Source organism: Oscillatoria sp. FACHB-1407, from assembly GCF_014697545.1.
GTDB lineage: Bacteria > Cyanobacteriota > Cyanobacteriia > Elainellales > Elainellaceae > FACHB-1407.
The window spans coordinates 156587-181733 of sequence record NZ_JACJSA010000010.1 but is presented as its reverse complement, the minus strand read 5'-3'; the positions used below and the strand labels follow the sequence as shown (position 1 = coordinate 181733).

At 50.7% G+C, this 25147-nt stretch carries 17 protein-coding genes; 10 read left to right on the top strand and 7 right to left on the bottom strand.

Translation table 11 applies throughout. The features are described from left to right. Positions 1–95: 95 nt before the first annotated feature. On the bottom strand, positions 96–1376 hold the full coding sequence (gene purD / locus H6G89_RS17940; RefSeq protein ID WP_190509026.1) for a phosphoribosylamine--glycine ligase: 1281 nt from the start codon (positions 1374–1376) through the stop codon (positions 96–98). Between the two features lie 176 nt (positions 1377–1552). Further along, positions 1553–2017 carry a hypothetical protein gene (locus H6G89_RS17935; protein ID WP_199336784.1) on the bottom strand — a complete coding sequence of 155 codons (465 nt, stop codon included), beginning with the start codon at positions 2015–2017 and terminating at the stop codon, positions 1553–1555. Between the two features lie 422 nt (positions 2018–2439). Here H6G89_RS17935 and H6G89_RS17930 point away from each other — a divergent pair, with 422 nt between their 5' ends. Continuing rightward, entirely contained in the window at positions 2440–2658 is a 219-nt protein-coding gene (locus H6G89_RS17930) for a hypothetical protein (RefSeq protein WP_190508816.1), read from the top strand. Between the two features lie 118 nt (positions 2659–2776). Here H6G89_RS17930 and H6G89_RS17925 read toward each other — a convergent pair whose 3' ends face one another. Further along, the gene (locus H6G89_RS17925; RefSeq protein WP_190508814.1) at positions 2777–3319 is read right to left on the bottom strand and encodes a gamma-glutamylcyclotransferase family protein; all 543 of its coding nucleotides are present in this window, start codon (positions 3317–3319) and stop codon (positions 2777–2779) included. Positions 3320–3545: 226 nt separating this feature from the next. Here H6G89_RS17925 and H6G89_RS17920 point away from each other — a divergent pair, with 226 nt between their 5' ends. From H6G89_RS17920 to H6G89_RS17890, 7 genes are all read left to right on the top strand, one after another. Next, positions 3546–6020: a GH116 family glycosyl hydrolase gene (locus H6G89_RS17920; protein WP_190508812.1), complete on the top strand. Its 2475-nt coding sequence runs from the start codon at positions 3546–3548 to the stop codon at positions 6018–6020. A gap of 211 nt (positions 6021–6231) precedes the next feature. Beyond that, positions 6232–7383: an NAD-dependent epimerase/dehydratase family protein gene (locus tag H6G89_RS17915; protein WP_190508809.1), complete on the top strand. Its 1152-nt coding sequence runs from the start codon at positions 6232–6234 to the stop codon at positions 7381–7383. Between the two features lie 316 nt (positions 7384–7699). Further along, a complete protein-coding gene (locus H6G89_RS17910) occupies positions 7700–8833 on the top strand; it encodes a glycosyltransferase family 4 protein (RefSeq protein ID WP_190508807.1) in 1134 nt (377 codons plus the stop codon). A gap of 603 nt (positions 8834–9436) precedes the next feature. Further along, entirely contained in the window at positions 9437–11998 is a 2562-nt protein-coding gene (locus H6G89_RS17905) for a GAF domain-containing protein (RefSeq protein ID WP_375539699.1), read from the top strand. 114 nt (positions 11999–12112) lie between these two features. Beyond that, entirely contained in the window at positions 12113–12766 is a 654-nt protein-coding gene (gene msrA / locus H6G89_RS17900; protein ID WP_190508805.1) for a peptide-methionine (S)-S-oxide reductase MsrA, read from the top strand. Positions 12767–13125: 359 nt separating this feature from the next. Then, the gene (locus tag H6G89_RS17895) at positions 13126–14574 is read left to right on the top strand and encodes a RecQ family ATP-dependent DNA helicase (protein WP_190508803.1); all 1449 of its coding nucleotides are present in this window, start codon (positions 13126–13128) and stop codon (positions 14572–14574) included. A 105-nt stretch (positions 14575–14679) separates the two neighbouring features. Beyond that, positions 14680–15354 carry a hypothetical protein gene (locus tag H6G89_RS17890; RefSeq protein ID WP_190508801.1) on the top strand — a complete coding sequence of 225 codons (675 nt, stop codon included), beginning with the start codon at positions 14680–14682 and terminating at the stop codon, positions 15352–15354. 250 nt (positions 15355–15604) lie between these two features. Here the strand turns inward: H6G89_RS17890 and H6G89_RS17885 are convergent, their stop codons facing one another. The 3 genes from H6G89_RS17885 to H6G89_RS17875 all read right to left on the bottom strand — a co-directional run bounded on the left by H6G89_RS17885 (position 15605) and on the right by H6G89_RS17875 (position 18387). Further along, positions 15605–16090, bottom strand: a complete 486-nt coding sequence (locus H6G89_RS17885; RefSeq protein ID WP_190508798.1) for a hypothetical protein — start codon at positions 16088–16090, stop codon at positions 15605–15607. A gap of 587 nt (positions 16091–16677) precedes the next feature. Further along, entirely contained in the window at positions 16678–17292 is a 615-nt protein-coding gene (locus H6G89_RS17880; protein ID WP_190508796.1) for a DUF3611 family protein, read from the bottom strand. A 108-nt stretch (positions 17293–17400) separates the two neighbouring features. After that, the gene (locus H6G89_RS17875) at positions 17401–18387 is read right to left on the bottom strand and encodes a CPBP family intramembrane glutamic endopeptidase (protein WP_309229974.1); all 987 of its coding nucleotides are present in this window, start codon (positions 18385–18387) and stop codon (positions 17401–17403) included. 106 nt (positions 18388–18493) lie between these two features. On the opposite strand from H6G89_RS17875, the gene H6G89_RS17870 reads away from it, so the two are divergent. Together H6G89_RS17870 and H6G89_RS17865 are read left to right on the top strand one after the other, a co-directional pair. Then, a complete protein-coding gene (locus H6G89_RS17870) occupies positions 18494–18982 on the top strand; it encodes a DUF427 domain-containing protein (protein WP_190508794.1) in 489 nt (162 codons plus the stop codon). 158 nt (positions 18983–19140) lie between these two features. Continuing rightward, complete coding sequence (locus H6G89_RS17865; protein ID WP_190508792.1) at positions 19141–20532, top strand: malic enzyme-like NAD(P)-binding protein; 1392 nt, start codon at positions 19141–19143, stop codon at positions 20530–20532. A gap of 269 nt (positions 20533–20801) precedes the next feature. Here H6G89_RS17865 and H6G89_RS17860 read toward each other — a convergent pair whose 3' ends face one another. Then, on the bottom strand, positions 20802–24677 hold the full coding sequence (locus H6G89_RS17860; protein WP_190508790.1) for a PAS domain S-box protein: 3876 nt from the start codon (positions 24675–24677) through the stop codon (positions 20802–20804). Between the last annotated feature and the right edge of the window lie 470 nt (positions 24678–25147).

The following is a 25147-nucleotide window of genomic DNA, read 5'->3' as shown; positions in this document are numbered from 1 at the left end:
CTCTGCCCATGAGCAGCAGACGGGTTAGCGATCGATTCAGGCTAAGTTACAGCTTGTAACTCTTAATCATAATTCGTTTCTATTGTTACATATCCTTAACTTTGGTGAAGCACCTGGTGTCCAATATCTCGCCGATAGTACATCGACTCAAATTGAATTAGACCCATCGCTTCATAAGCCTGTGCGATCGCCCCCTTAAAGTCATCTGCGATCGCCGTTACCCCCAGCACTCGCCCCCCATCGGTGACTAGCGTCTCGGCTTTAATTTTTGTTCCTGCGTGAAAGACGATAGCTTCTGCTGCTTGTGCTGCTTCAATCCCCGTAATTGGGAACCCCTTTTGATAAGCTCCAGGATATCCTCCTGCGGCAGCCACAACACAGGCAGCGACCCCCGACTTCCACTGGAGCGGTGGTAACTGCTCTAACTTCTGCTGAGCACATGCCATGAGTAATTGATCAAGAGGCGTTTCAAGCAGAGGTAACACAACCTGCGTCTCTGGGTCGCCAAAGCGGCAGTTAAACTCAATCACTTTGGGGTTGCCCTCAGGGGTAATCATTAACCCGGCATACAACACGCCGCGATAGTCGATCCCCTGTTGGCGCAATGTAGCGATCGCAGGCTCCAACACCTCTCGTTGAATGCGCTCCATCAAAGCAGGTGTGACTAATGGTGCGGGTGCGTAGGCTCCCATGCCCCCGGTGTTTGCTCCGGTATCTCCGTCGCCGATGCGCTTGTGGTCTTGTGCGGGCAGCAACGGACGAATCGTGATGCCATCAGTAACGGCTAAGACCGAGGCTTCCTGTCCGGTCAGACACTCCTCAATCAAGACTCGGTTTCCCGCTGCCCCAAACTCACCCGCAAAGGCAGACTCGATCGCCGCTTGTGCCTCTTCTAACGTGGCAGCCACAGTGACTCCTTTCCCGGCAGCCAAACCGTCTGCCTTGATCACAATGGGAGCCGTTTGCTGGTGCAGGTAAGCGATCGCCTCCGAGGCCGAATCAAAGGCAGCTGCCTGTGCTGTGGGAATTCCCGCCGTTTGCATCAGATGTTTTGCCCAGGTCTTGCTCGACTCAATCTGAGCCCCTACCTGGGTGGGACCAAACACCGTCAACCCCTGCTCATGCAAATAATCGGTGATGCCTGCTGCCAGAGGCACCTCTGGTCCCACCACAATCAAGCCAATGTTATTCACCAAGGCAAAACGACCGATGCCCTCAAAGTCGGTTACCGATAGCGGCAAATTACGACAACCTGGCAGGGTTGCCGTGCCCCCATTTCCTGGGACACAAACGACTTCTTGTACTCGCGACGATTGCAAAAGCTTCCAAGCCAGGGCATGTTCACGACCCCCATTACCAACCACCAAAACCTTCACGCCACTGTCACCTTTCGAGATAAATTGAGACTCCAAAAAGCACCTCATTATCTCATGGAGAGCAGGATTCGGAGGGCTGAAATCAGAGCTTCTCCCAATTTTTTGTATTTTTCGGTGAGAGAGTTTCAGCAGGGATGCCAAGGACGCTCATAGGAGGGGCGATCGCCCTTCTATGATCAGGCTTTGACCTTGACATGCATTTGCCCTGAGGGGGGACGTCTCGCCATGCGAATGGTCTGGGGCAGCACGCCGACCAACATCGCAAAGGATTCATCGGGCAAGCTGGCGATCGTATTGGCGTCGAAGTAATTCTCAAACTGATTGAGAATCATTTGTGCTCGTTGTAGCGGCACCGAGTTGTCGGTGAATTGTTGAGTTAAACGAATCCACTGTCGCCTAATCAAATATGCTTTTTGTCGTTCTTCATGAGAGTCAGGCACGAGCAACGATAGATTGCCCACGGGAATGACCTGCTGACAGTCCTCATCAAAGAAGCCGCCCACTGCTGCTCCGGGTCCAGCAAACTCAGCATGAAATTGCTTGTATAAAATCAGCCCGTTGCGTCGTCTGCTGTTAACCATTAGCAAACGTCCGCTCCGCAGGTGTTTCAAAATTTCATCTGAACCTGAGCATTCAAGCATGGAAGGCGTTAAGCAGTAATCGGGGTGGTCATTACTATTGCTCCTCAAGAACAGCCCTGTGGAGGGCAATCTAGGGAGAAGTCAAACAGCAATGATCGACTACTAACAGCTTATCGAACTCCCCTCAAAGTCAGCCTTAAATTTCAAAGCTTCACAGATACTTTATAAAGAACTGAAATCCTTGTTAGGTATGTTTTTGAGGTGATATCTTAAAAAACTCTGACTCAAAAAAAGTGATTTGGATCACTTTTAAACCCGTTTTGAGTCACACATGAACAGCGAGATCAATCACTAAACCTATTGAGCACAATCACCTATTTCAGGGGCACTTGATCACTTCAGCAATTCCTGGCAAGGGGGATGATTATGAGCATTGGAGTTCCCCAAGTCGTTCACTTTGCAATTGTTGTTTAACGGTCGATATGTGCTTACAACTCAGGCTCCTCCCATCTGCTCTGTTTGACCTCTACGCTCAAGTCGCGATGTCTGGCGACATTACGCTGGCGGATCGCTATGGGTTAATGGCAGCTATTTTGGAAGAATCATTGAGCGACGACGAACGAACTGTCCTCGATCGCATTCTGTGGACAATCTATCGAGGCAGAATGCGAGTCGTGGATGAGCTATCGGCAGTTACATAAGCAGTACCGACTTGAAAAGCTGTGTCAGCGATCAGAATTAATCAGAATTAAAAAGGATTAAATAAGGGAGTTGGCACTGCCAGCTCCCTATAAACATTTGTGGCATGATTCAATCGGCTTAAGCGGCATTCAGGGTCCCCTGTTGCAGTTGTTGCATGTGGTGAAACAGCTTCCAGCAATATTGTTCGGGTAAGCCGCAGGTGATAGCCCCTCGCAAGACAACACCGGAGTACCAATCGTTGGGGGCATGTTCCTGGGTCAATTTCTCAATCACTGTGTAAGTCTGCACATTGCGAAAAACCTGTCCCTGATGGTGAACGGTAATCGTTTCATGGCAATAGCCTTCTTCACGTTCATCCAGGCGATCGCTCAACCGCAGCGGCAACCGATAGAGCACCCCTTCTACAGTGGCAGTTGGGTCTTTCACAATATCGAGCACCCCACAGTTGCGCCGTTGAGAGCGACGAAAGAATCCCAAGCGATAGCCCTTGAGAGTTGCGGCACCAATGACATAAGAATGCGTGTGTTCCCCCAGCGATCGCTTCAAATCCACTGGACACATACAGGAGCCATAAGCAAAGTAGTAGAACATTGGCTCTGTTTCAGGCTCTAAGCGAATTTCATCTAACTCAACTGGATGGGAAGAAGAACGAACGCTCATGGTTGGAGTGGGGGATACAGAGAACTACAACTAAGAGGATTTTAACAGAGTCGCCCAAAAATGTCACAAAACCCGATGGGCATACCGTAGATTAGTGTGAATTCGGGATAAGGATTTTGCAGTTGAAACCGCAGTAGTAAAGTGCTGAGTGCTGAGGTCTTAAACTTCACACTACAATATTCCGATTCGCTCAAGATTTGCAAAAGTTAACCTGTAAAATCGGGGGATGACAAAACAACCCTCTCTTCCCAACATTCCCTCTTGTGCCTGGAAACGCTCTATTGGTCTAGGTTGGAGCCATCCCTATACGGTTCGGTATGCCAGCAATTTAGATGATGGTCCCTGGCATGGTGCGCCGCTGGGTGGTTTTGGTGCAGGTTGCCTGGGGCGATCGCACCGGGGTGACTTTAACCTCTGGCACATCGACGGAGGAGAGCACCTGTTTCAATCTATGCCAGCGTGTCAGTTCAGTGTGTTTGAACAGGCGGAGGGGCAGTCTGCTCGTGCCTATGCCCTGTGCACAGAAGCCCCTGAAGATGGCAGCTTAAACTCGTGGCAGTGGTACCCCGCAGAGGTAAATGGCTCTGAGACGGGAACCTATTACGCTTTGTATCCCCGCAGTTGGTTTGCCTACCGCAACGCCTTTGAGGCATCGCTGACCTGTGAGCAGTTTTCACCGATCTGGGCGCATAACTATCAGGAAACGAGCTACCCCGTAGCGGTGTTTGTCTGGACGGCACATAACCCCAGCGATCGCCCTATCACTCTAAGCATTTTGCTGACCTGGCAGAATATGGTGGGTTGGTTCACCAATGCGCTGAAATCGCCAGAGGTCAAGGTGCGCGATGATGGTAGCCCCGTCTATGAGTATCAACCCCGGTTGGGAGAGAGTCAGGGCAACTTTAACCAGTGGGTCACGGAAGCAGGCATTGCAGGCTGTGTTTTAGATCGGGTGGGACAGTCTGAAACGCCGATGGAAGGAGAAGGACAGTGGGCGATCGCTCTGGCACACTCTTCTGCTGACGCGGTGTTTTATCACACTCGCTGGAATCCGCTTGGGGATGGAGCAGAAATCTGGGAAACCTTCGCCGCAGACGGTTCCCTGCCGAACTGTAACGATCCAACTGCGGCAGACAGTGATCAGGTTGGAGCGGCGATTGCCATTCGCTTTACCCTGGCTCCGGGGGAAACCCGCCAGATTCCCGTGGTTCTGAGTTGGGATCTGCCTGTAACCGAGTTCGCTGAGGGCATCAACTATTTTCGCCGCTACACCGATTTTTTTGGACGGACGGGACGCAACGCCTGGGCGATCGCTCGCACGGCTCTGGAAAACTATCAAGCGTGGCAACAGCAGATCCAGACCTGGCAAGCTCCGATTCTGAGTCGAGAGGATTTGCCAGACTGGTTCAAGATGGCACTGTTCAATGAGTTGTATGACCTGACGGATGGCGGTACGCTCTGGTCTGCTGCGACAGAACTCGATCCGGTTGGTCAGTTCGCCGTGTTGGAGTGTATTGACTATCGCTGGTACGAAAGCCTGGATGTGCGGCTCTATGGCTCGTTTGGGCTGTTGATGCTGTTTCCTGAATTGGATAAGGCGGTGCTCCGCGCCTTTGCCAGAGCCATTCCCACCGCAGACACTCGCACTCGTCTGATTGGTTACTACTTCACACAGGGAGTCGAAAGCCCCCTGGCTCTCCGCAAAGCCCTCGACGCGACCCCCCACGACCTCGGTGCACCCAATGAGCACGTCTGGGAAAAGACCAACTACACCAGTTATCAGGACTGCAACCTCTGGAAAGACTTAGGCTCTGATTTTGTGTTGCAGGTCTATCGCGATTTTGTCTTAACGGGTAGCACCGATACTTCATTTTTGCAGGAGTGTTGGTCAGCGATCGCTGCTACCTTGCATTACCTCAAGACGTTTGACCTGGATGGCGATGGCATCCCCGAAAACTCTGGCGCACCGGATCAGACCTTTGATGACTGGCGACTCCAGGGCATCAGTGCCTATTGTGGCGGCTTGTGGATTGCGGCTCTAGAGGCAGCGATCGCCATTGCTCGTCATCTGGAAACCCAGGCAACGGTTGACCTGGAACCCTCCCTGACTGCAACCATAACGACCTTTGAGCAGTGGCTCATCCAATCGCGTTCTGTCTATCACAAGACCTTGTGGAACGGGCAATACTACCAACTCGATAGCGGCAGTGGTTCGGATGTGGTGATGGCAGACCAACTCTGCGGTCAGTTCTATGCCCGCTTGCTGAAGCTGCCGGATGTGGTGCCAGAAGGGTGCGATCGCATTGCCCTAAAAACGGTGTACGACTCCTGTTTCGTCAACTTTAACCAGTTCATCGCCCGCCAAAAGGCGACAACCTCCCCAACCGCCCATGTTTGGTTGGGCGCGGCAAATGGAGTCCGGTTGGATGGCTCTCCCTTAAATCCGAATGACACCCATCCGTTGGAGATCTGGACGGGCATTAACTTCGGTATCGCTGCCTTCCTGCTCCAGGTCGGGATGCGCGATGAAGCCTTTCAACTCACCGAGGCTGTGGTTCACCAAATTTATCAGAATGGGTTGCAGTTTCGTACGCCTGAAGCCATCACCGCCTTTGGCACCTTTCGCGCCAGTCATTACCTGCGAGCGATGGCAATCTGGGCAATCTACGGTGTGTTAACGGGGTTTGAAGGAAGAGGATGAGCAATCAGGGATCAAAGGTGAAATCAAAATCACTATCTATCGGCTTATTCCTTAACCTGCTTTTAAGCATTAGGCTGTAGAAAACACACGCAAGATCTACCAGCCACAACCATTGCTCCTGTTTTTCCCAGAAGAATTTATCCCGAATGCGCTAGGGAGTCACCAAACCTGGTAGATTTAGCGGAGTATCTGTAAGCATGACTCTACTCAAATGAAAGTCCTAGTTATCGGCGGTGACGGCTATTGTGGGTGGGCAACGGCGCTTCACCTGTCTAACCGGGGTTATGACGTTGCTATTTTAGATAACTTGGTGCGGCGGCACTGGGATCTGGAATTGTGCATTGAGACATTGACTCCTATTGCTCCAATCCAGCAACGCCTCCAACGCTGGAAAGACCTCACAGGCAAAACCATTGACCTGTTCATTGGTGATATCAACAATTACGAATTTCTCAAGAAGGCGATGTTGCAATTTGAGCCAGAAGCCGTGGTGCATTTTGGCGAACAGCGATCGGCTCCCTTCTCGATGATTGACCGCGAACACGCGGTTTTGACCCAGGTCAACAATGTTGTGGGAACGCTCAACCTACTCTACGTTATGCATGAGCATTTTCCCGATTGTCACCTGGTGAAACTGGGCACCATGGGCGAATATGGCACCCCCAATATTGACATTGAGGAAGGCTACATCACCATTGAACACAATGGTCGCAAAGATACGTTGCCCTATCCCAAACAACCCGGTTCCTTCTATCACCTGAGTAAAGTTCACGATTCCCATAACATCCACTTTGCCTGCCGCATCTGGGGCTTGCGTGCTACTGACCTGAACCAGGGTGTGGTGTACGGGGTTTTGACCGAAGAGACGGGCATGGATGAGTTGTTAATTAACCGCCTCGACTATGACGGCATCTTTGGAACGGCTCTCAACCGCTTCTGTATTCAGGCGGCGATCGGACATCCGCTGACCGTCTATGGTAAGGGTGGTCAGACTCGTGGATTCCTCGACATCCGGGATACGGTGCGATGCGTTGAGTTGGCGATCGCTACTCCGGCTCAACCGGGCGAGTTCCGCGTCTTTAACCAGTTCACCGAGATGTTTAGTGTCAGCGACCTTGCAGATATGGTGAAAAAAGCGGGAACCTCCCTTGGCTTGAAGGTTGATATCAACCACCTGGAAAACCCCAGAGTTGAAAAAGAAGAGCATTATTTCAATGCTAAGAACACTAATCTGTTGAGCCTGGGCTTACAGCCTCACTATCTGTCAGATTCCTTACTCGATTCCCTCCTCAATTTCTCCCTGAAGTACAAACATCGGGTTGATGAGAAGGAAATTCTTCCCAGAGTCAAGTGGAAAGGGTAAGCCAGGGGCTTCACCTGTTCAAGGTCACTTTCCTCGGAACAAGGGGCTTTAGCCCCTTGTCTGACCAACTGAAGCTTTGCTGATAATTTGCAGCCAAGCCAGTACTCTGCTGACACTGCTATTAATGTTTCTTGATATAGCTTTGGTCAGAAAGCCTGAGGCAAAGGCAATGGCTCAAACCCGGATGCTAGGAAAGCTTCCTGACTCGCCTCCACCCTATCGACTGTGGTTACGGTTATAAAATCCTCGATTTCAGGTCTGGCGTTCGCGTTCGTTTACCTTAATCGCTTATTCCACTTCTTCTGATGTCCCCCTTATGAGAATTGCCCTATTTACCGAAACCTTCTTGCCCAAGGTTGACGGCATTGTGACACGGCTAAGTCACACCGTTGACCATTTACAACGGATGGGAAATCAGGTTTTAGTTGTTTCTCCAGATGGGGGCTTGCGCGAGTACAAAGGCGCAAAAATTCTTGGGGTGCCTGGATTTCCTTTACCGCTCTATCCAGAGTTAAAGCTGGCTCTGCCTCGCCCTTCCATTCGTCAAACCCTGACTGATTTCCAACCCGATCTGATTCATATTGTGAATCCGGCAGTGCTGGGGGTAGGCGGGCTATACTATGCCAAATCTCTGGGAGTTCCGCTCGTTGCCTCCTATCATACGCACTTGCCTAAATATCTGGAGCACTATGGCTTGGGCATGTTAGAGGGGGTTCTGTGGGAACTGCTCAAAGCCATGCATAACCAGGCACAGCTCAACCTCTGTACCTCAACTGCGATGCAAGATGCTTTGACGGAACATGGCATTGAGCGGGTTGAAGTGTGGCAGAAAGGGGTTGATACAGAGTTATTTCATCCCAGCTTAGCAAGCCAGGAGATGCGATCGCGCCTCTCTCAGGGTAATCCTGAAAGCCCTCTGTTGTTGTATGTGGGGCGGCTCTCTGCCGAGAAAGAAATCGATCGCATCAAGCCTGTGTTGCAAGCTGTTCCAGATGCTCGATTGGCACTGGTGGGTGATGGTCCCTACCGACAAGAATTGGAGGCGCACTTCGCTGGCACCTCGACCTATTTTGTGGGCTATCTGACGGGTCAAGACTTAGCATCTGCCTTCGCATCCGCTGATGCCTTCATTTTCCCCTCGCGCACCGAAACCCTGGGTCTGGTGTTGTTAGAGGCAATGGCGGCAGGATGCCCCGTGATTGCGGCTAATGCGGGGGGTATTCCTGATATTGTGACGGATGGTGTGAACGGCTATTTGTTTGACCCAGAGGATGAAGAAGGGGCGATCGCCGCTACCCAACGTCTTTTAGCCAATACTCAAGTGCGAGACAGTCTCCGCCAAAATGCTCGTCAAGAAGCAGAACGCTGGGGATGGGCAGCCGCCACGCGACAGTTACAACATTTCTATCAGGACGTTCTGTCCTCTCAAGTGATGCCAACTGCGGCTTAGAAGTAGTGGAGTAAGGGAGTGGGGAAGTAGGGGAGTAAGGGGGTGATGGAGTAGGGGAGTCTCTATCACTCCTCTACCCCATCACCCCTCTACTCCATCACCCCCATTTTTGTATCGGTTACCGCTTGTTGAATCGAGAGCAAACAGATACAGTCGTAGGTAGCAATGCCTCTATCACAAGGGGTATTGGCTTTTCAGATTTTGCTCTCAGCAGTGGTACTGGAAATACACAATAAACGCGCTATTTTGTGAGCACTTTGGGTAATCTCGAAGCATAAATGGTTCCGATAATTCGTTAGTATTTCTGTGGAGTGAGGCTGAGTTTGAGTTAAGTTATCTGAAGCTTCTCGTTGATAAGCGTTAGCAATACCTATGACAGCTTCGCCGCATCTACCCAATTCGCCCTCCTCCGATGATCGTATTTCCACTGCTGAATCCAATCCAGCAGCTAGTGTTAACCCAGTTGAGGTAGCCCCTCCAGATTCAACGGTAGTAGATATGCATCCCCGTCGCATGGATACGGACTCCTCTGGCATGGCTGATGTCATTGATGTTATTGCCCAGGTTGAGAAGGTAGAAGAATACAACTCGCTTGCAGAACCGATGACTCCAGCTGAAGGGGCGATCGCCCTTTCTGATGCTGACCTGAATGCACCTCCTACAGGTGCTCTGGCAACTACTCGCGGGTCATTCTCAAGCTTTTTAGCCCCCCTCACGCAAGACACCTTTAAACAGGTCGTCACGGATGTTGAGCAGAAACTTCAGGTGGTCAATCAGACCCTCTCCATGTTGGATGACATGTTGAGTTCACAAGGGTTTGATGCCATTTTGGATGAAATGCTGCGATCGATTACGTTGAAAACAGGTGAACTGTTAAACGCCGATCGCACTACTATTTTCCTTTTAGATGAAGAGAAGGATGAGCTGTGGTCGATTGTTGCTAAAGACGAAAACGGTAACAATCTAGAGCTGCGGTTCCCGAAAACAGCTGGAATTGCGGGGGAAGTTGCAACCACCAAAGCTGTGGTTAACATTCCCTACGATTTTTATAACGATCCCCGTTCTAAAACCGCACAAGAATCGGATAAAAAGAATCACTATCGCACTTACACCATGTTGGCTATGCCGCTGCTGGGTGAGCAGGGTGACTTGGTGGCAGTGGTGCAACTGCTGAATAAGCTGAAGCTGAACTATGATCCCCATGCGACCTTGGAAGATAAGATCGACATGGATGGATTTTCTAGCCATGATGAGCAACTGTTTGAAGAGTTTGCTCCCTCTATCCGCCTGATTTTAGAATCCTCTCGCTCATTCTATAAAGCAACTCAAAAGCAACGCGCCGCATCCGCTTTAATGAAGGCGACTAAATCCCTGAGCCAGAGCAGCCTGGATCTAGAGGAAACCCTGGGCAGGGTGATGGAGGAAGCCAAGGAATTGATGCAAGCTGATCGCAGTACTTTGTGGCTCCTGGATCGGGATAGTCATGAGTTATGGACGAAGATTCCCATTAATAATGAGTTAAAGGAATACCGCATTCCCATGTCGGCTGGCTTTGCGGGTCAGGTGGCAACGACAGGTGAGCCATTACTAATTCCCTTTGACTTGTACGATCATCCCAACTCTGCGATCTCGAAAGAGACGGATCAAAAAACGGGGTATCGGACGTGCAGCATCTTATGTATGCCGGTGTTTAACGCTGATAATGAGTTGATTGCAGTGACTCAACTGATTAACAAGCGCAAGCAAGGCGATCATCCGCCCTACGATCCAGCGAATTATCCCGAAGCCCCCGAATGCTGGCGAGCTAGTTTTAACCGCAATGACCTGGAGTTCATGCAGGCATTCAACATTCAAGCAGGGGTTGCTCTGCAAAATGCCAAGCTCTTTGCAACGGTTAAACAGCAGGAACAGACCCAACGCGACATTTTGCGATCGCTCTCCAACGGGGTCATCTCAACCGACAAAGACGGCAAGATTATTGCCGCTAATGAAAGTGCGAAAAAACTGCTGGGTTTAGATGAAAGCAAACCCCTGGAAGGGCAACTGGTCACAGAACTGGTCCAACTTGAAAAAGGTAAGTTTTCCGAGTACTTCTACTCGGTCATCAATGCCGAAGACCACAAAGACCGACAGGAATATTACCCTGATCAAACCCTGCAAACCGCTAATAAAAAAGAACAACACAGCATTAACCTGTCGATTAACACCATTGCGGATGCAACCGATAGCAACAATGTTTCGGGCGCACTCGTTGTGATGGATGACATCAGTGACGAAAAACGGCTCAAGAGCACTATGTATCGCTATATGAGCCAGGAAATTGCAGAACAGGTGCTCAAAGGCGGTGAAGTCAAGCTGGGAGGCGATCGCCGAGAAGTCTCCGTGCTGTTCTCTGATATTCGGGGCTACACAACCTTGACCGAGACGATGGAAGCCGAAGAAGTCGTGGAGATGCTCAACGAATACTTTGAGGCGATGGTAGGAGCTGTCTTTGAAAACAAAGGCACCCTCGATAAGTACATTGGAGACGCCATCATGGCAGTCTTTGGTTCTCCTCTACCGATTGAGGATCACGCCTATCAAGCGGTTAAAACGGCGATTGACATGCGGCATCGGCTTGAGGAGTTTAACGAGAAACGCATTGAGAGCGATCAGCCAATTATCAGAATTGGAATTGGAATTAACTCTGATGTCGTGGTCACGGGCAATATTGGTTCTAAGCAACGGGTCGAATTTACATCGATTGGTGATGGGGTTAACCTGGGTTCTCGCTTAGAGGGAGCCAGTAAACTCTATGGCACTGATATTGTGATTAGCGAAACTACCTATCAACCCTGCGCCGATCGCATCTGGGCACGAGAACTCGATTGCATTCGGGTTAAAGGCAAGAACAAACCCGTTAGCATTTACGAATTGATCGGTCTGACCGATGACCCCCTGAATGACCGCCAACTGAGAACCATTGACCTCTATCAAAAAGGTCGGTCATACTATCTCGATCGCAAATTCAGACTTGCCCTGAATGAGTTTGCCACCATTGTGGATGAGCTAAACAATGATGACAAAGCGGCTAAACTTCACATGGAGCGGTGTACCTATTACCTCACCCATCCACCCGATGACGAGACGTGGAATGATGGCGTTTGGACACTGACGGAGAAATAACTCTGGGGCGATCGCAGCTCAGCGTAGCTTCCACACTGGTCTGCCGTAGTATCCACCCTGCACCATCTAAAACTTCGTTTTATGATGAGGGAAGTAAAGTCGCAATAGGAACTCATGGCAATCTTTGGATTTGGCAAAAAGTTATCTCTTCCCACCCCCCAGGAGGCACTTCCTGGGCGGTCAACGGTAATGCCAGTACCCCCGGCTCACTTTGTCAATGGTCATCCCCTAAAGCCACCCTTTCCCGATGGTTTAGAAGTTGCGATGTTTGGTTTGGGCTGTTTTTGGGGTGCTGAGCGCAAGTTTTGGCAGCAAGAGGGAGTGTTTACCACAGCGGTAGGCTATGCGGCAGGTGTGACTCCAAACCCCACCTATCAAGAAGTGTGTACTGGCATGACAGGACACAATGAAGTGGTTCTCGTGGCGTTTGACCCTAAAGTAGTCAGCTATGAGCAACTGCTGAAGGTCTTTTGGGAAAGCCATGATCCCACTCAGGGAATGCGCCAGGGCAATGACGTTGGCACACAGTATCGGTCTGGAATCTACACCTATTCTGAAGCGCAAAAGCAACAGGCGATCGCCTCACGGGATGCTTATCAGTCAGCATTGAGTGCTCAGGGATACGGGAAGATCACCACTGAAATCCTGGATGCTCCAGAGTTTTATTACGCTGAAGCATATCACCAGCAATATCTGGCTAAAAATCCCAACGGCTACTGTGGTCTAGGTGGTACCAAGGTTTGCTATCCTGCCTCTGCTGCGGTTTAATCTGTAGCCACAAAGTTCAGCTCTTATTAAGCGGCAAAATTCCTCGCTCTTGCTATTTTTTGGCGATTTTGTAAGCGAGGGATTTTGGGTAGTGTTTCAGATCTGTTGCTACTAACCCCCGGCTGTCGCCGTCCCCCTTGGTAAGGGGGACTACAGGGGGTCTTACAGAGGTTATCAACAGGTTTGGAACACCACCGCTACAGCTATACAAAGGGGTGTGGGGGGCTGCGCCCCAACCCGGGGTTTCACCCCTGCCATCCGTGGACTGAACCAACTTGCACATGGCTGTAATACTTTGTTGTTATGAGCAAAATAATAGCTCTGTGGGAATTCTTAGAAGGGAGCGTTGAGATTTAGGGATGCACCTTTCAGAACAGACTGGGTGGGATTATGTTCGTGCAGCATTCCAACGAATTTGGGGTTATGACGACTTTCGCCCACCTCAAGGAGAAATTATTCACAGCCTTTTGGCACACCAAGATGCGTTAGTGGTAATGCCCACTGGCGGCGGGAAATCCATTTGCTTTCAATTGCCAGCTTTACTGCGGACAGGGCTGACGCTTGTCGTTTCCCCGTTAGTGGCTCTCATGGAAAATCAAGTCCAGGAACTGCATCAGCGCAGCCTTCCCGCTGCTCTGCTCCATGGTGAGTTGCCTAGCTATCAGCGGCGACAGACCCTCTTAGATGTGCAACGACAACACTTACGGCTTTTGTATTTATCGCCAGAGACACTCCTCAGCCCACCAGTGTGGGAGGTCTTGTGTCAGCCCCACCTCAAAATCAATGGGCTGATTTTAGATGAGGCACATTGTTTGGTGCAGTGGGGAGATACCTTTCGTCCTACCTATCGACGACTGGGGGCAGCCCGATTGGAATTGGTAAAACGCAAACCACCCAATACTCGAATTGGGATTGCTGCCTTCACGGCGACCGCTGATCCTCATGCGCAGGGGGTTATTCAAGACGTGTTGGGACTCAAGAACCCAGATATTTTTCGGCTTAACCCCTATCGATCTAACCTGCATCTGGCAGTTCAAACAACCTGGACCCCACGTGGACGACGGCAGCAACTACTCAAATTTATTCGGCAACACCCGGAGCAAGCGGGCTTAGTCTATGTTCGCACTCGTCGAGATAGTGAAAGCTTGGCTACCTGGCTTTCTGAGAAGGGATATAAAACCGCTGCCTATCATGCGGGTCTAAGTCCGGATGAACGCCGCTACATGGAAACTGCCTGGCTGAAAGGTGATCTTCAGTTTGTGGTTTGCACCTCCGCTTTTGGCATGGGGATCAATAAACCTGATGTCCGTTGGGTGATTCACTTTCATGCCCCAATGTTGCTATCCGAATATGTGCAGGAAGTCGGTAGAGCCGGACGGGATGGAAAAGCGGCTGACGCACTGACTCTGGTGAGTGAACCGACGGGTTGGCTTGACCCAGAGGATAAGCAACGGTTGCACTTCTTTCAAGAGCGAGTGCGATCGCAACAACGCCTTGCCCAAGAATTAGTACAACAGCTTCCGACCGAAGGAGATGTGAATACGATCACGACTCAATTTAAGCAGGGGGCGATCGCCCTGTCTCTCCTCCACAGCAGCGGACAGTTGAACTGGCAAGACCCATTTCACTACGTCCTCACCTCGACTCAACTACCCCAATTTCCAAAACAGGAGCAGGGAGTTCAGCAAATGCTGCAATTCCTCACAACCTCGGAGTGTCGTTGGAAGTTTTTGCTACAGGCCTTTGGTTTTGGGGATGATGCAAAATCGATGCGATGTGGGCATTGCGATCGCTGCTTATCCCGATGATTAGCCGTGCTCTTCACTATAATCTCACAGTAACTTAATCACACCTTGATTCTGGTTCTCAGTGACATTGCTAGGATCAGTTTGAGTGGATTAATACGGTGAGCTATGTCAGCAATTTCTAGCGTTCGTCCATTTCTGAGCCAATTGCTCAATCAACTGCAAACAGAGCGAGCAATTGTTTGGCTAAATGGAATCACGTTGCTGGCATTTTTAGCATTAACGGTTTATGTTCGATTGTGGAGCAGTGGTCAAGTTGTAGAGCGGCTCTTTGGAGCACCATTTTATGCAGATCACCCCTACTTTGGTGCGCTGACGACTCTATCTAATCTATTGCTCTGTACAACCGTTGCAATCTGTGGGTTCAGCAGTGTTCTCTTGAGCCAGTTGCATCCCAGGCATAAAGTAGATTGGTTCTTAGTCTGCTCAGCCGGAGTGATTGGGCTGATTTTGTTAGATCGGGTTTTCCGAATTACGATTATTCTCTATGTCTTTGAAGACATCCGAAAGATCGTGATGTTTTTGTTTTATGGTGGGATTTCTCTCATATACGGACGAGTCTTTTGGCGAAGGGTTTTGAAGACGCCGTATGTCTTGTTGTTGGGCACTGGTGGATTGTTGGTCTTCGGTGCCGTTGTGGATATGACCCCTATCCCTGGTGAGGGGACTCCTGCAATGTTAGAAGACGGGAGTACATTGTTAGCCACCCTGAATCTGATGATCTACATGTGGATTGTCTGCAAGCAGGAGTTTATCCGGGCTTTCAACCGCGATCGTCTCTAGTAGTTGACCATAGGAATTATGACAGCCGATCGTAGAGGGGTAGAGGAGTGGAGGAGTGACCGAATTATCCCCTAGCCATTCCTCGACCCCCTGAATCCTTTACACCTCCCCTGTCAAATTCACTGTGCAGTACCAGTGCGATCGCGGTTGACTGTATGTGTAGCTACCGCCACTTATTCAGGACAAAGGGGTGTGAGGGCTGCTCCTCCAGCCAAGGGTTCCACCCCTGCAACTTGATCCCGAACGCCGGTTAAGTTAATGAAGCAGGTTCAGCACTCAAATCTCCTATGTCACTCAGGGTAGGTGCCACGGCATGATAACCGTTGCTCTCGACCGAGAGGAAAGAAGCAGACTCGGTTTCATATTCCAAAAGCAATTGCTTCTCAGTTTCGCTCAAGTCGGGATCCGCATCTGCCTCAAACTCTTGGATGGTTTGTTCAACTAATTTCACCTGCTCTTCAGCTTCGATCAAATCGGCTTGTGCGGCTGCCTCTAGTAACAATTCAAAGACCCGAAGTTCTTCATATTTTGCGGATAGGGTTTGCAATTGCGCTTCTAAATCGGTTTTGTCTTGCTTTAAAGTGGCGATCGTTTGTTTCCAGGATTTGACCGTCTTGAGTAACGGTAACAGTTTGCTTTTGAGGGTCATGTGCTCTACATCCAACTTGTGAAACCGCTCGGAAAGCTGGACATAGGCACGAGATAAACGAGCATAGCGATCGGCGATCGTCGGCATGGTTCAACCTCACGAAATTATGAATGAGTGGCAAAAGATTGATACTAGGACTGACATCACGGATGACAGGCTTGGCGTGACGCTCTAGAAGAATTGCGATCCCTTGAGTGCAACTGAGCACAAATGATTTAACACAGGTTACCTGAATCCTGAAAAACGAATGCTTGGATGGTTTAGGGCAGTCGTGCAGGTCATCACCCCTCACTCTAAAAGGTGAAGTCAAACTGTGATACATCACAAAGGGATGCACTTCAATTTATCGTCGTTATTCTACTCCACCCACTCCGAGTAGAAGTGTTGCTTTAAACAGTTTTGTAAGATCTGGCCGCCTGAAGGAATGGGAATTATAGCTTTGGCCAGAAAGTTGAGGACAAAGGCAATGGCTCAACCACTGGTTCTGGAGGAGCTTTCTGACTCGCCTCTGCCCTATCGATGTGGCTACGGCTATATAAACTCAACACTTTTTTGTAAGGGCGAGCAACTGTGTAAGGGCGAACGATTTATCTGATTTAATCCACGATCCCACATGGGTTGTGGATACTGCCCTGGAAAAATTTCTGCATTTCTGCGTTGACGGAAGGTAAAAACTACTGACGATTCATGGTTTGAATCAGCCACAACGTAGACCCGACTCCCACGAAGTGCGCCATGATGGTGTTGATGTTGGCTTGCACCAAAAAGATTTGTAGTGGACTGATGTAAGGGGGAATGCTGCCTGCGAAGACTGCAAACCCTTGAGACATCGATTTGGCAACAAGTGCACCGACGATCGCCTGTGCTCCCAAGATGGTCAGCAACATCCCGACCAGATTGATCAACAATCCAATTCGCAATGCCTGAACCGCATCTCCGCGTTTGGGGCGAATTTGAGTATTGGACGTGGCCAAGCGGCGGGACAAGCGCGTATACCGAAATGCCCAGTATGCGCCAATGAACAGCACCACTAAGCCGCACACAGCAAAGAAAAATCCGAAGCCTGTAATCGAATTGTCGGTGGCAACGGGGGTCACCCCTGGGGCAGTAGGAATGCTAGGACGAGGCGCATTGGCGTTGAGGTTTAGACTGGCAAACGATAGAACTCCGGCAGAGACAACTGCCAACACAATCTGCGCCCAAAAGCTGATCCATCCGATAATGCGAAAAGCTCCTGCGGCTCGTCGCACAGCGGGTGGTAGCGAAAATGATTCTGACCTGTTTGCCATAGCCTTGTTTAGCGGAGTGTCAGGTGAAAGCAGGTGCCACAGCACCACGGCTCACGAGTGTCTGACAATTGATCGTATGAACGTAAGATAGCAGAGATGCGAACCTTCCTACCACATCTTCTGCTGCTGTGCTCGCCCTCTAAAGGCGATCGCTAAACCGCTTAAAACGAGTAAGCCCATAATCCCAGCGAGGGGATTGCGATCGATCCCTGTGACCCACTCTGGTACTTGTTGGGTGTAATCTACCCATTCACCAACATTAATCAGATAAAATCCCCAAACCAGCCCAGCGTGAAGTCCAATCGGTAAGCCCAATCGCCCCTGAGTTGCCCATTTTGCCCATACCAGAATCAAGCCCAGTAACCACAACCCTCCAATTTGCGGGAGCAGTTGCCACACTTCATCCAACGGTTTCAGAAAATGCAGTATGGCAAAGGCAAAACTGTTGATCCACAACGCTGTTTTGGCAGTGTAGTCTTGCTCTAACTCCTGCAACAGCCAACCGCGAAATATCAGTTCTTCAGCAAAACCAACCCCAAATCCAGTCAACGCGCCTTCCAGAAAAAATCGGGGCAAGTGGGGGGAAGGCGATCGCCACGCAACCCAACCCAGCCCAGCCTGTACCCAAAATAGAATAAATAAGCTGATCAACCCGATTGCCAGTCCCTGCATCAGGTCTAATTGCTGTTGCCGACTCATGCCCAAACCATAGCTAGAAAATACTGCGCTTTGGCGGTAGATGCGCCGACCCCAGAACCGCAGCAACACCAAAAATTCGACAAACAGCAATGACATCGCCAGAATGTTCAACAGGTTGGCATCTTGCACCATCACCCGGAGAACTGCCGCAAATGGCAACCAACCGAGTAGCAGGGTGACTAAAAAAATGCCTACCCGTATGAAAGCGGGAGATTTAGCGAGGCGATCGCGAGAAAACATAGGGACTGAGGAGTAGCGGTATAGTTTGATGAAGAAGGGAATAGGGAGTAGGGAATGGGGAGTGGGGAGCGTAGATGAGGAGTGAGCCAATAGGAATTGTAATTTTTTTAGGGCAACCGCCTCGATCGCGTTCCACTCCAAAGCATATGTAGGCATCTTGCCTACACCAGTCCAAAATGTTGGACATACCCCCAGTAAGCTTTATACTCATTCACCCTTTTAGCCTCTATCCTTCTTTTTCTTTTTTCTCTTTTCTTTTTTTATGAAGCGCATTCCCCCAGGTCCCGGTCAAGAATCTGTTTGGGATTATCCCCGTCCGCCTCGGCTTGAGGAAACCAGTAAGCACCTTCAAGTCATTTTTAACGGCGTCACAATTGCGGATACTCATCACGCCAAGCGAGTGCTGGAAACGAGCCATCCCCCGACCTACTACATTCCGCCGAAAGACATTCGGATGGAATATCTGATTCAAACGCCCCGCTCGACCTTCTGTGAATGGAAGGGGCAGGCGAGTTACTACACCATTCAAGTGGGCGATCGCCAGGTGCAAAACGCGGCTTGGTTTTATACCCATCCCACCCCTGGATTTGCATCGATTCAAGATCACGTGTCGTTTTACGCTCACTTGATGGATGGATGTTACGTCGATGGCGAACTAGTACAAGCGCAGGCGGGTGATTTCTACGGTGGATGGATCACGAAGGATATCGTAGGTCCCTTTAAGGGGGGTGCAGGTACGTGGGGATGGTAGGTAATAGCATGGTGTGACTGAGTACAATTATGAAACTACGGCTCGCCTAAGCTATGGGAGCGATATCAGCGTGTGTCTACGCGGTAAGATCTTAATTTGCTTGTATCGCGGCGCACATTAATTGAGTTCCTCATCCACTGAAGGAGAACAGCAGAGCAATGGTCAAACTGACACCCAACCCCAGTTTTAGCCTTACAATTCGTGTCAAACTTCCCAACCAGGCAGGCATGCTGGCGTATGTGACGCAGGCGATCGCAGCGGCTGGGGGCAACATTGGGCAGATCGACCTGATTGAGCGAGAGTTAAAGGTCTTAGTGCGCGATATTACGGTGGATGCCTTCAGTGCAGAGCACGCCGAGATGATCGTCTCGACGGTTAAGGCGTTGGAAGACATCAAGGTCTTGAGTGTGTACGATCGCACCTTCAACCTGCATCGGGGCGGCAAGATCAAAGTACAGAGCAAGATTCCCCTCCGCAACCAGGGCGATCTGGCGATGGCATACACGCCGGGTGTGGGACGCATTTGTACGGCGATCGCGGAAGATCCTGCGCAGGTCTATTCTCTGACGATCAAGAGCAACACGGTGGCGATCGTCACCGATGGCAGTGCAGTGCTCGGCTTGGGCAATTTGGGTCCAGAGGGAGCCTTGCCTGTGATGGAGGGCAAAGCCATGTTGTTTAAGGAATTTGCCGGAATCGACGCCTTCCCCATCTGTCTAGCGACCCAAGACACGGACGCGATCGTGGAAACGGTCAAAAACATTGCTCCTGTGTTTGGTGGTGTCAATCTTGAAGACATCAGTGCCCCCCGTTGCTTTGAAATTGAGGCTCGGTTGCAGCGTGAGCTAAATATTCCAATCTTTCATGATGATCAGCACGGCACGGCGATCGTCAGTCTGGCGGCTCTGTTCAACGCTTTGAAGCTGGTTCGCAAGTCGATGGATCAGGTGAAGATCGTGATTAACGGGGCAGGTGCAGCAGGTGTGGCGATCGCCCGTCTCCTGCAAAAGGCAGGTGCTAAGACGATTTATATGTGTGATTCAAAAGGTATTCTCAGCCACGATCGCACCGATTTGAATCCGCAGAAGCGAGAGTTTGCGGTCAACGAGAGTGGGTCGTTAGCGGTTGCGATGGTAGGTGCCGATGTGTTTATGGGAGTGAGTGCCCCCGGTGTGTTGACACCAGAGATGGTGCGATCGATGGCCAAAGACCCGATTGTTTTTGCGATGGCAAATCCGATCCCTGAAATTCAACCGGAACTGGTTGCCGAGGATGTCGCGGTCATGGCAACGGGACGCAGCGACTATCCCAACCAGATCAACAACGTGCTCGCGTTTCCGGGGATCTTCCGGGGTGCCCTCGACTGTCGTGCCCAAACGATGACCACCTCGATGTATCTGGAAGCGGCTGGGGCGATCGCCTCTCTCATCAAACCCTCTGATCTCGACCCAGAGCACATTATCCCTTCCGCCTTTGACGATCGGGTTGCAACCGCAGTCGCCGCTGCCGTTCAACGCGCTGCCCGTCAAGATGGCGTAGCAGGACATTAGGGAAAAAAGAAGAAAGAAGTAAAGAAGAAGGAAAAAAGAAGAAAGAAGAGAGAAGAAGGAAAGGATAAAGGATGAAAGGGGTGATGGTAGATGATGGATGGGCAGTTAGTCTCTGCCTGTATATGCCCTATGAACGATAACGGCGAGCGTCACTGGCGGCAGATAGTATTGAAACGAAGCTAGAATGTTCAAATCCGTTCGGTGCACGCGAGGGTCAGCTGGCGTTGACCCCAAAAGAGAACGAAGCCAATTACCAATCGTGCACCAACTCAACCACGAACTAAGACAACCACCGCTTGTACCAGTTGTTCCGGTTCCAGGGGTTTGGTCACCTGTTGTTGAAAGCCACTGGCGATCGCTCGCTGGTGATCTTCTTCTCTAGCATAGGCGGTCAATGCGATCGCGGGAATGCGCCCACCCTGTTCAGGGGGCAAGGCGCGGATTCGGTGGATCAAACCATAGCCATCCACGTCTGGCATCCCAACGTCGCTGACCAATACATCGGGTTGAAACGACTCCAGGGCGGTTAACACCTCAGTTGCCGAAGTGACTGTCAAGACCTCGGCTCCATACAAAGTCAACACCATCGCTAATAGCTCCCGGGCATCAGGGTCATCATCCACAGCCAGGACTCGAACGCCTGTTAAATCGAGATCTGGCAAAGGGTGCTGCTCTGATGGCTGCACCTGCGGCTCTATATCACTCAATGGAAAGCGCACGATGAAGGTTGCCCCCTGTCCTTCACCAGAGCTTTCGGCAGCAATTGTTCCCCCGTGTGCTTCGACAAGGGAATGAACGATTGCCAGTCCCAACCCCAAACCGCCATATTTCCGCGTGGTGGATGCATCTTCCTGGCGAAACGATTCAAACAGATACGGGAGAAAATTGGGGTTAATCCCTTTTCCGGTATCACGAACTGTAATCTGTGCCTGATTGTCAACCCGATCCAGGAAAACATTAACTTGTCCATTGTTGGGGGTGAACTTAATGGCATTGGACAACAAGTTCCAGATGATTTGCTGGAGCCGAGCTGAGTCACCCGTTATACGTCCGATCTGCGGGAGGACGGAATGCAGTTGGATTGACTTGGCCGCAGCGGCAGTCCTCACCGTCTCAATCGCCGATTCAATCACAACCGCTAAATCAACGGTCGCCATCTCCATTACTAGTTTGCCGCGTAGAATCTTAGCCACATCCAACAGATCATCAATCAGTTGGGTTTGCAGTTTAGCGTTGCGCTCGATCGTAGCTAAAGCATCGGCTGTTCTCGCCGCATCAAACTGACGAGATTGGAGGAGTTTCGTCCAGCCCAGAATCGGGTTGAGGGGCGATCGCAATTCATGGGAAAGCACCGCCAGAAATTCATCCTTGATGCGGTTGGCCCGTTCAGCAGCTTCCCGCGCTGCCTGTTCTTGCTGTAGGAGGCGATCGCGATCAAGCTCCAGTTGTTTTTGGATGTCAATATCTGTTGCAGTGCCAAACCATTTAATAATTTGACCCTGCTCATTCCGTTGCGGAATCGCCTGGTGCAGAAACCAGCGATAGGTGCCGTCTGCTTGCCGCATCCGCCCTTCAGCCTGATAATGAGTACCTCGCTGGGCAGCTTCAGTCCAGTGTCGAGTGAGGATGGGGACATCCTCTGGATGCACCACGGCTTCCCATCCTTCCGTCTGCGCCCGTTCCAGGCTTAGACCTGTAAAGGCTTTCCAGCGTTGATTGACATCCAGCAACCCCCCTTCGCCATTAGCCATCCAGACCAACTGGGGGATTGAATCGGCTAAACACCGATATCGCTCCTCGCTCTGGCGCAGGGCATTTCCGATTTCTCGGAGTTCAGTAATGTCTGTATTGGTGCCAAACCACCGCAACACTCTCCCCTGTTCGTCACGAATCGGCACCGCCCGGGAAAGAAACCACCGATACTCCCCATTTTTACGCCGCAAGGGAAACGTATCTTCCCAGATTTCACCCGTTGCAAAACACTGGCTAATTTTTTCGACGACGCGCTCGACATGGTCTGGATGATGCACGGTTTGCCAACCCCAGCCCTGCATAGCTTCCAGGGTGGTGCCGGTAAAGTCAAACCAGCGTTGGTTGTACCAAAAAATCCAGCCTTTCTCGTCGGCCATCCAGGCCAGTTGAGAAATGTTGTCTGCCAACGTCCGAAAGCGTAGCTCATTTTCTTGCAGCTCGCGTTCTGCCTGCTTGCGCTCACTGATTTCCTGAAACAGGATCGCCACTTTTCGCTCTGCGGGTGAGCCAATTCGGAATGCCGAAACGTCGAACCAGCGCGCCATCGCGTCAGACCCATGTTCAAACCGGATGGGCTCTCCAGTGAGGGCGACATTGCCATAGATCTCAAACCAGTGGGGTTCCAGGTTGGGTAGGAGTTGCCGTGCGGTCTTACCAATTGCCTGGTTTAGTCCCGTTTGTAGCTCAAACGCCGGATTGGTTTCTAAAAAGCGGTAATCGCGGGGCTGGTTGCGATCGTCAAACAGCATTTCAACAATGCAAAAGCCCTCACTCATTGACTTAAACAAGGCGCGATAGCGTTCCTCAGAACGGCGCAACGCTTCTTCGGCTTGCTTGCGATCGCTAATGTCAATGACCGCACCGATGTATCCCTTAAACTCACCATCCTCTCCAAACCAGGGATGGGCAGCATCAATCGCCCAGTGGTAGATGCCGCTGTGGTGGCGCAACCGATACTCTAACCGAAATGATTCTTGAAGCTCATTGGCCCTCAAGAAGATCGCTCTGGCTGATTCGCTGTCTTCCGGATGAACCGCATCCAGCCAGCCAAACCCAATCGCCGTAGCTTCCGCTTGTCCGGTAAAGTCATACCAGACCCGGTTGAGGTAAGTACAGTACCCAGTTGGATCAGTGACCCAAATCATGACGGGGGCGTTATCAGTCATGCCGCGCAGGTTGGCTTCACTGGCTCTCAACGCCGCCTCTACCTGTTTCCGGTGGGAAATATCCATATCCACACCCGTCATCATCACGGGATGACCGTCATCATCATAGAAAACGCGCCCCAGCCCTAACGCCCACCGCACGCTGCCATCGGGTTTGATAAAACGAAACTCAAGATTGTATTCCTCGTGATCGTAGAGGGCACGCTGAATCGCCGCTTCCACTCTGGGTAAGTCCTCTGGGTGAATCATCGCCCGGACGGTTTCGTAACGCCCATCAAAACTACCGGGAGCCATGCCAAACAGATGCTCCAGGTTAGTAGACCAGTGAACCTCCCCCGTTTGGATGTTCCAGTCCCAACTGCCCATGCTGGCGGCTCTCATGGCTAGATTCAGCCGCTCCTGGCTTTGTTGCAGGGCACGGGCGGTTTGCTGCTGCTCCAGTTCCAGTTGCCGGCGATCGGTCACATCTCGCCAGGAAGCGACAAAACCATCATTCAGCTTAGTGGCTCGAATATCAAATGCCCGAATCAGGCGGCGATCGCCATAGCTATCGTCATAGATCAACGAGTCTTTAATTAACGGCTCTCCCGTCTCCACCACTTGACAGTACTCGTCAAACAATCCCGATTCCCGATGGGCGGGTAAAATTTCGCACAATCCCCGACCAATCTGCATGGCTTTGGGCATCTGGTTGTTTTCGCAGGCCGCTGCATTCAGGTAGTCAATGCGAAAATCCACAATCTGCCCCAGGTCGTTCCGCATAGATGAAAAAATGCCGAAGCAGTCCAGCATATTTTCCACCGATGTGTGAAAGGTTTCCTGGCTGCGCTGTAACTCCCGTTTCAGCTCTGCATTCTCAATAGCGTTTCGCATCGCCAGACGCAAATCATCCGGGGTTGCCCTGTCTTTGACCAGATAGTCAACCGCCCCTTGCTTAAACGCCTGCACAGCAACTTCTGTATCGCCACCATCAATAACGATTACAGGAGCAGACCAGTGTTCCTGTAATCGACGTAAAAGCTGAAAACTTTGGTTATAGGGAGATGCAAGTTCTAGAAGAATGCCATCAAGCTTTGGGAAGGATTGAGATAAGGCTGGGAGGAGAGTGCTGCCATGACCCAACAGAACGTTGTAGTCCATTCCTCTATCCTGCTGCAACTGCTGCTGGTAGGCAGTATCGTCCTTTTCTGAACTAGCAATGACCAGGACAGTTCGCTGAGTTGCCATACTCCAATCCTTTATCAACTGCTACGGAGCAGCCTCTAAAACGAATAATATCAATATATAAATATCTATAGCAGTCCTAAATCATTTGTGAGCTTAGCAGGTTGTGAGAGGCGCACCCCGGAGGGGTGCGCCTCTCACAACCCATTTGGGATTGCTATATATATTGATATCTATAAATACCACTGAGGTGTGTAACTGACTAGTATTTTTATAAGCTTCTCGACTCCACTCAATCACTTCACTCACCGCCTCAACCAATCACTGTTGGGATTGATTAGGAAAGCCAACCGCTATCATCTGTAGGTGTAAGAGCTTTCTGCGAAGCCAGCTAACTATGAATTACCCCTGGTTTAACGACACTCTCTCTGGAAGCAGACAAATTTCTTGCAGATGCAATTTCCGAGTTCAAGGCTAAGCAAGAAACGCTTAAATGTGATTGGTCTTTTGCTACTGACGAGCGTTAGGATTAT

What these genes read in the sequence shown, in the direction of transcription:
- H6G89_RS17935 (WP_199336784.1), bottom strand. Translation starts at nt 2,017, where the DNA reads ATGCTTGAATGCTCAGGTTCAGATGAAATTTTGAAACACCTGCGGAGC.
- H6G89_RS17930 (WP_190508816.1), top strand. Translation starts at nt 2,440, where the DNA reads ATGTGCTTACAACTCAGGCTCCTCCCATCTGCTCTGTTTGACCTCTAC.
- H6G89_RS17925 (WP_190508814.1), bottom strand. Translation starts at nt 3,319, where the DNA reads ATGAGCGTTCGTTCTTCTTCCCATCCAGTTGAGTTAGATGAAATTCGC.
- H6G89_RS17920 (WP_190508812.1), top strand. Translation starts at nt 3,546, where the DNA reads ATGACAAAACAACCCTCTCTTCCCAACATTCCCTCTTGTGCCTGGAAA.
- H6G89_RS17915 (WP_190508809.1), top strand. Translation starts at nt 6,232, where the DNA reads ATGAAAGTCCTAGTTATCGGCGGTGACGGCTATTGTGGGTGGGCAACG.
- H6G89_RS17910 (WP_190508807.1), top strand. Translation starts at nt 7,700, where the DNA reads ATGAGAATTGCCCTATTTACCGAAACCTTCTTGCCCAAGGTTGACGGC.
- H6G89_RS17905 (WP_375539699.1), top strand. Translation starts at nt 9,437, where the DNA reads ATGACTCCAGCTGAAGGGGCGATCGCCCTTTCTGATGCTGACCTGAAT.
- msrA (WP_190508805.1), top strand. Translation starts at nt 12,113, where the DNA reads ATGGCAATCTTTGGATTTGGCAAAAAGTTATCTCTTCCCACCCCCCAG.
- H6G89_RS17895 (WP_190508803.1), top strand. Translation starts at nt 13,126, where the DNA reads ATGCACCTTTCAGAACAGACTGGGTGGGATTATGTTCGTGCAGCATTC.
- H6G89_RS17890 (WP_190508801.1), top strand. Translation starts at nt 14,680, where the DNA reads ATGTCAGCAATTTCTAGCGTTCGTCCATTTCTGAGCCAATTGCTCAAT.
- H6G89_RS17885 (WP_190508798.1), bottom strand. Translation starts at nt 16,090, where the DNA reads ATGCCGACGATCGCCGATCGCTATGCTCGTTTATCTCGTGCCTATGTC.
- H6G89_RS17880 (WP_190508796.1), bottom strand. Translation starts at nt 17,292, where the DNA reads ATGGCAAACAGGTCAGAATCATTTTCGCTACCACCCGCTGTGCGACGA.
- H6G89_RS17875 (WP_309229974.1), bottom strand. Translation starts at nt 18,387, where the DNA reads ATGCCTACATATGCTTTGGAGTGGAACGCGATCGAGGCGGTTGCCCTA.
- H6G89_RS17870 (WP_190508794.1), top strand. Translation starts at nt 18,494, where the DNA reads ATGAAGCGCATTCCCCCAGGTCCCGGTCAAGAATCTGTTTGGGATTAT.
- H6G89_RS17865 (WP_190508792.1), top strand. Translation starts at nt 19,141, where the DNA reads ATGGTCAAACTGACACCCAACCCCAGTTTTAGCCTTACAATTCGTGTC.
- H6G89_RS17860 (WP_190508790.1), bottom strand. Translation starts at nt 24,677, where the DNA reads ATGGCAACTCAGCGAACTGTCCTGGTCATTGCTAGTTCAGAAAAGGAC.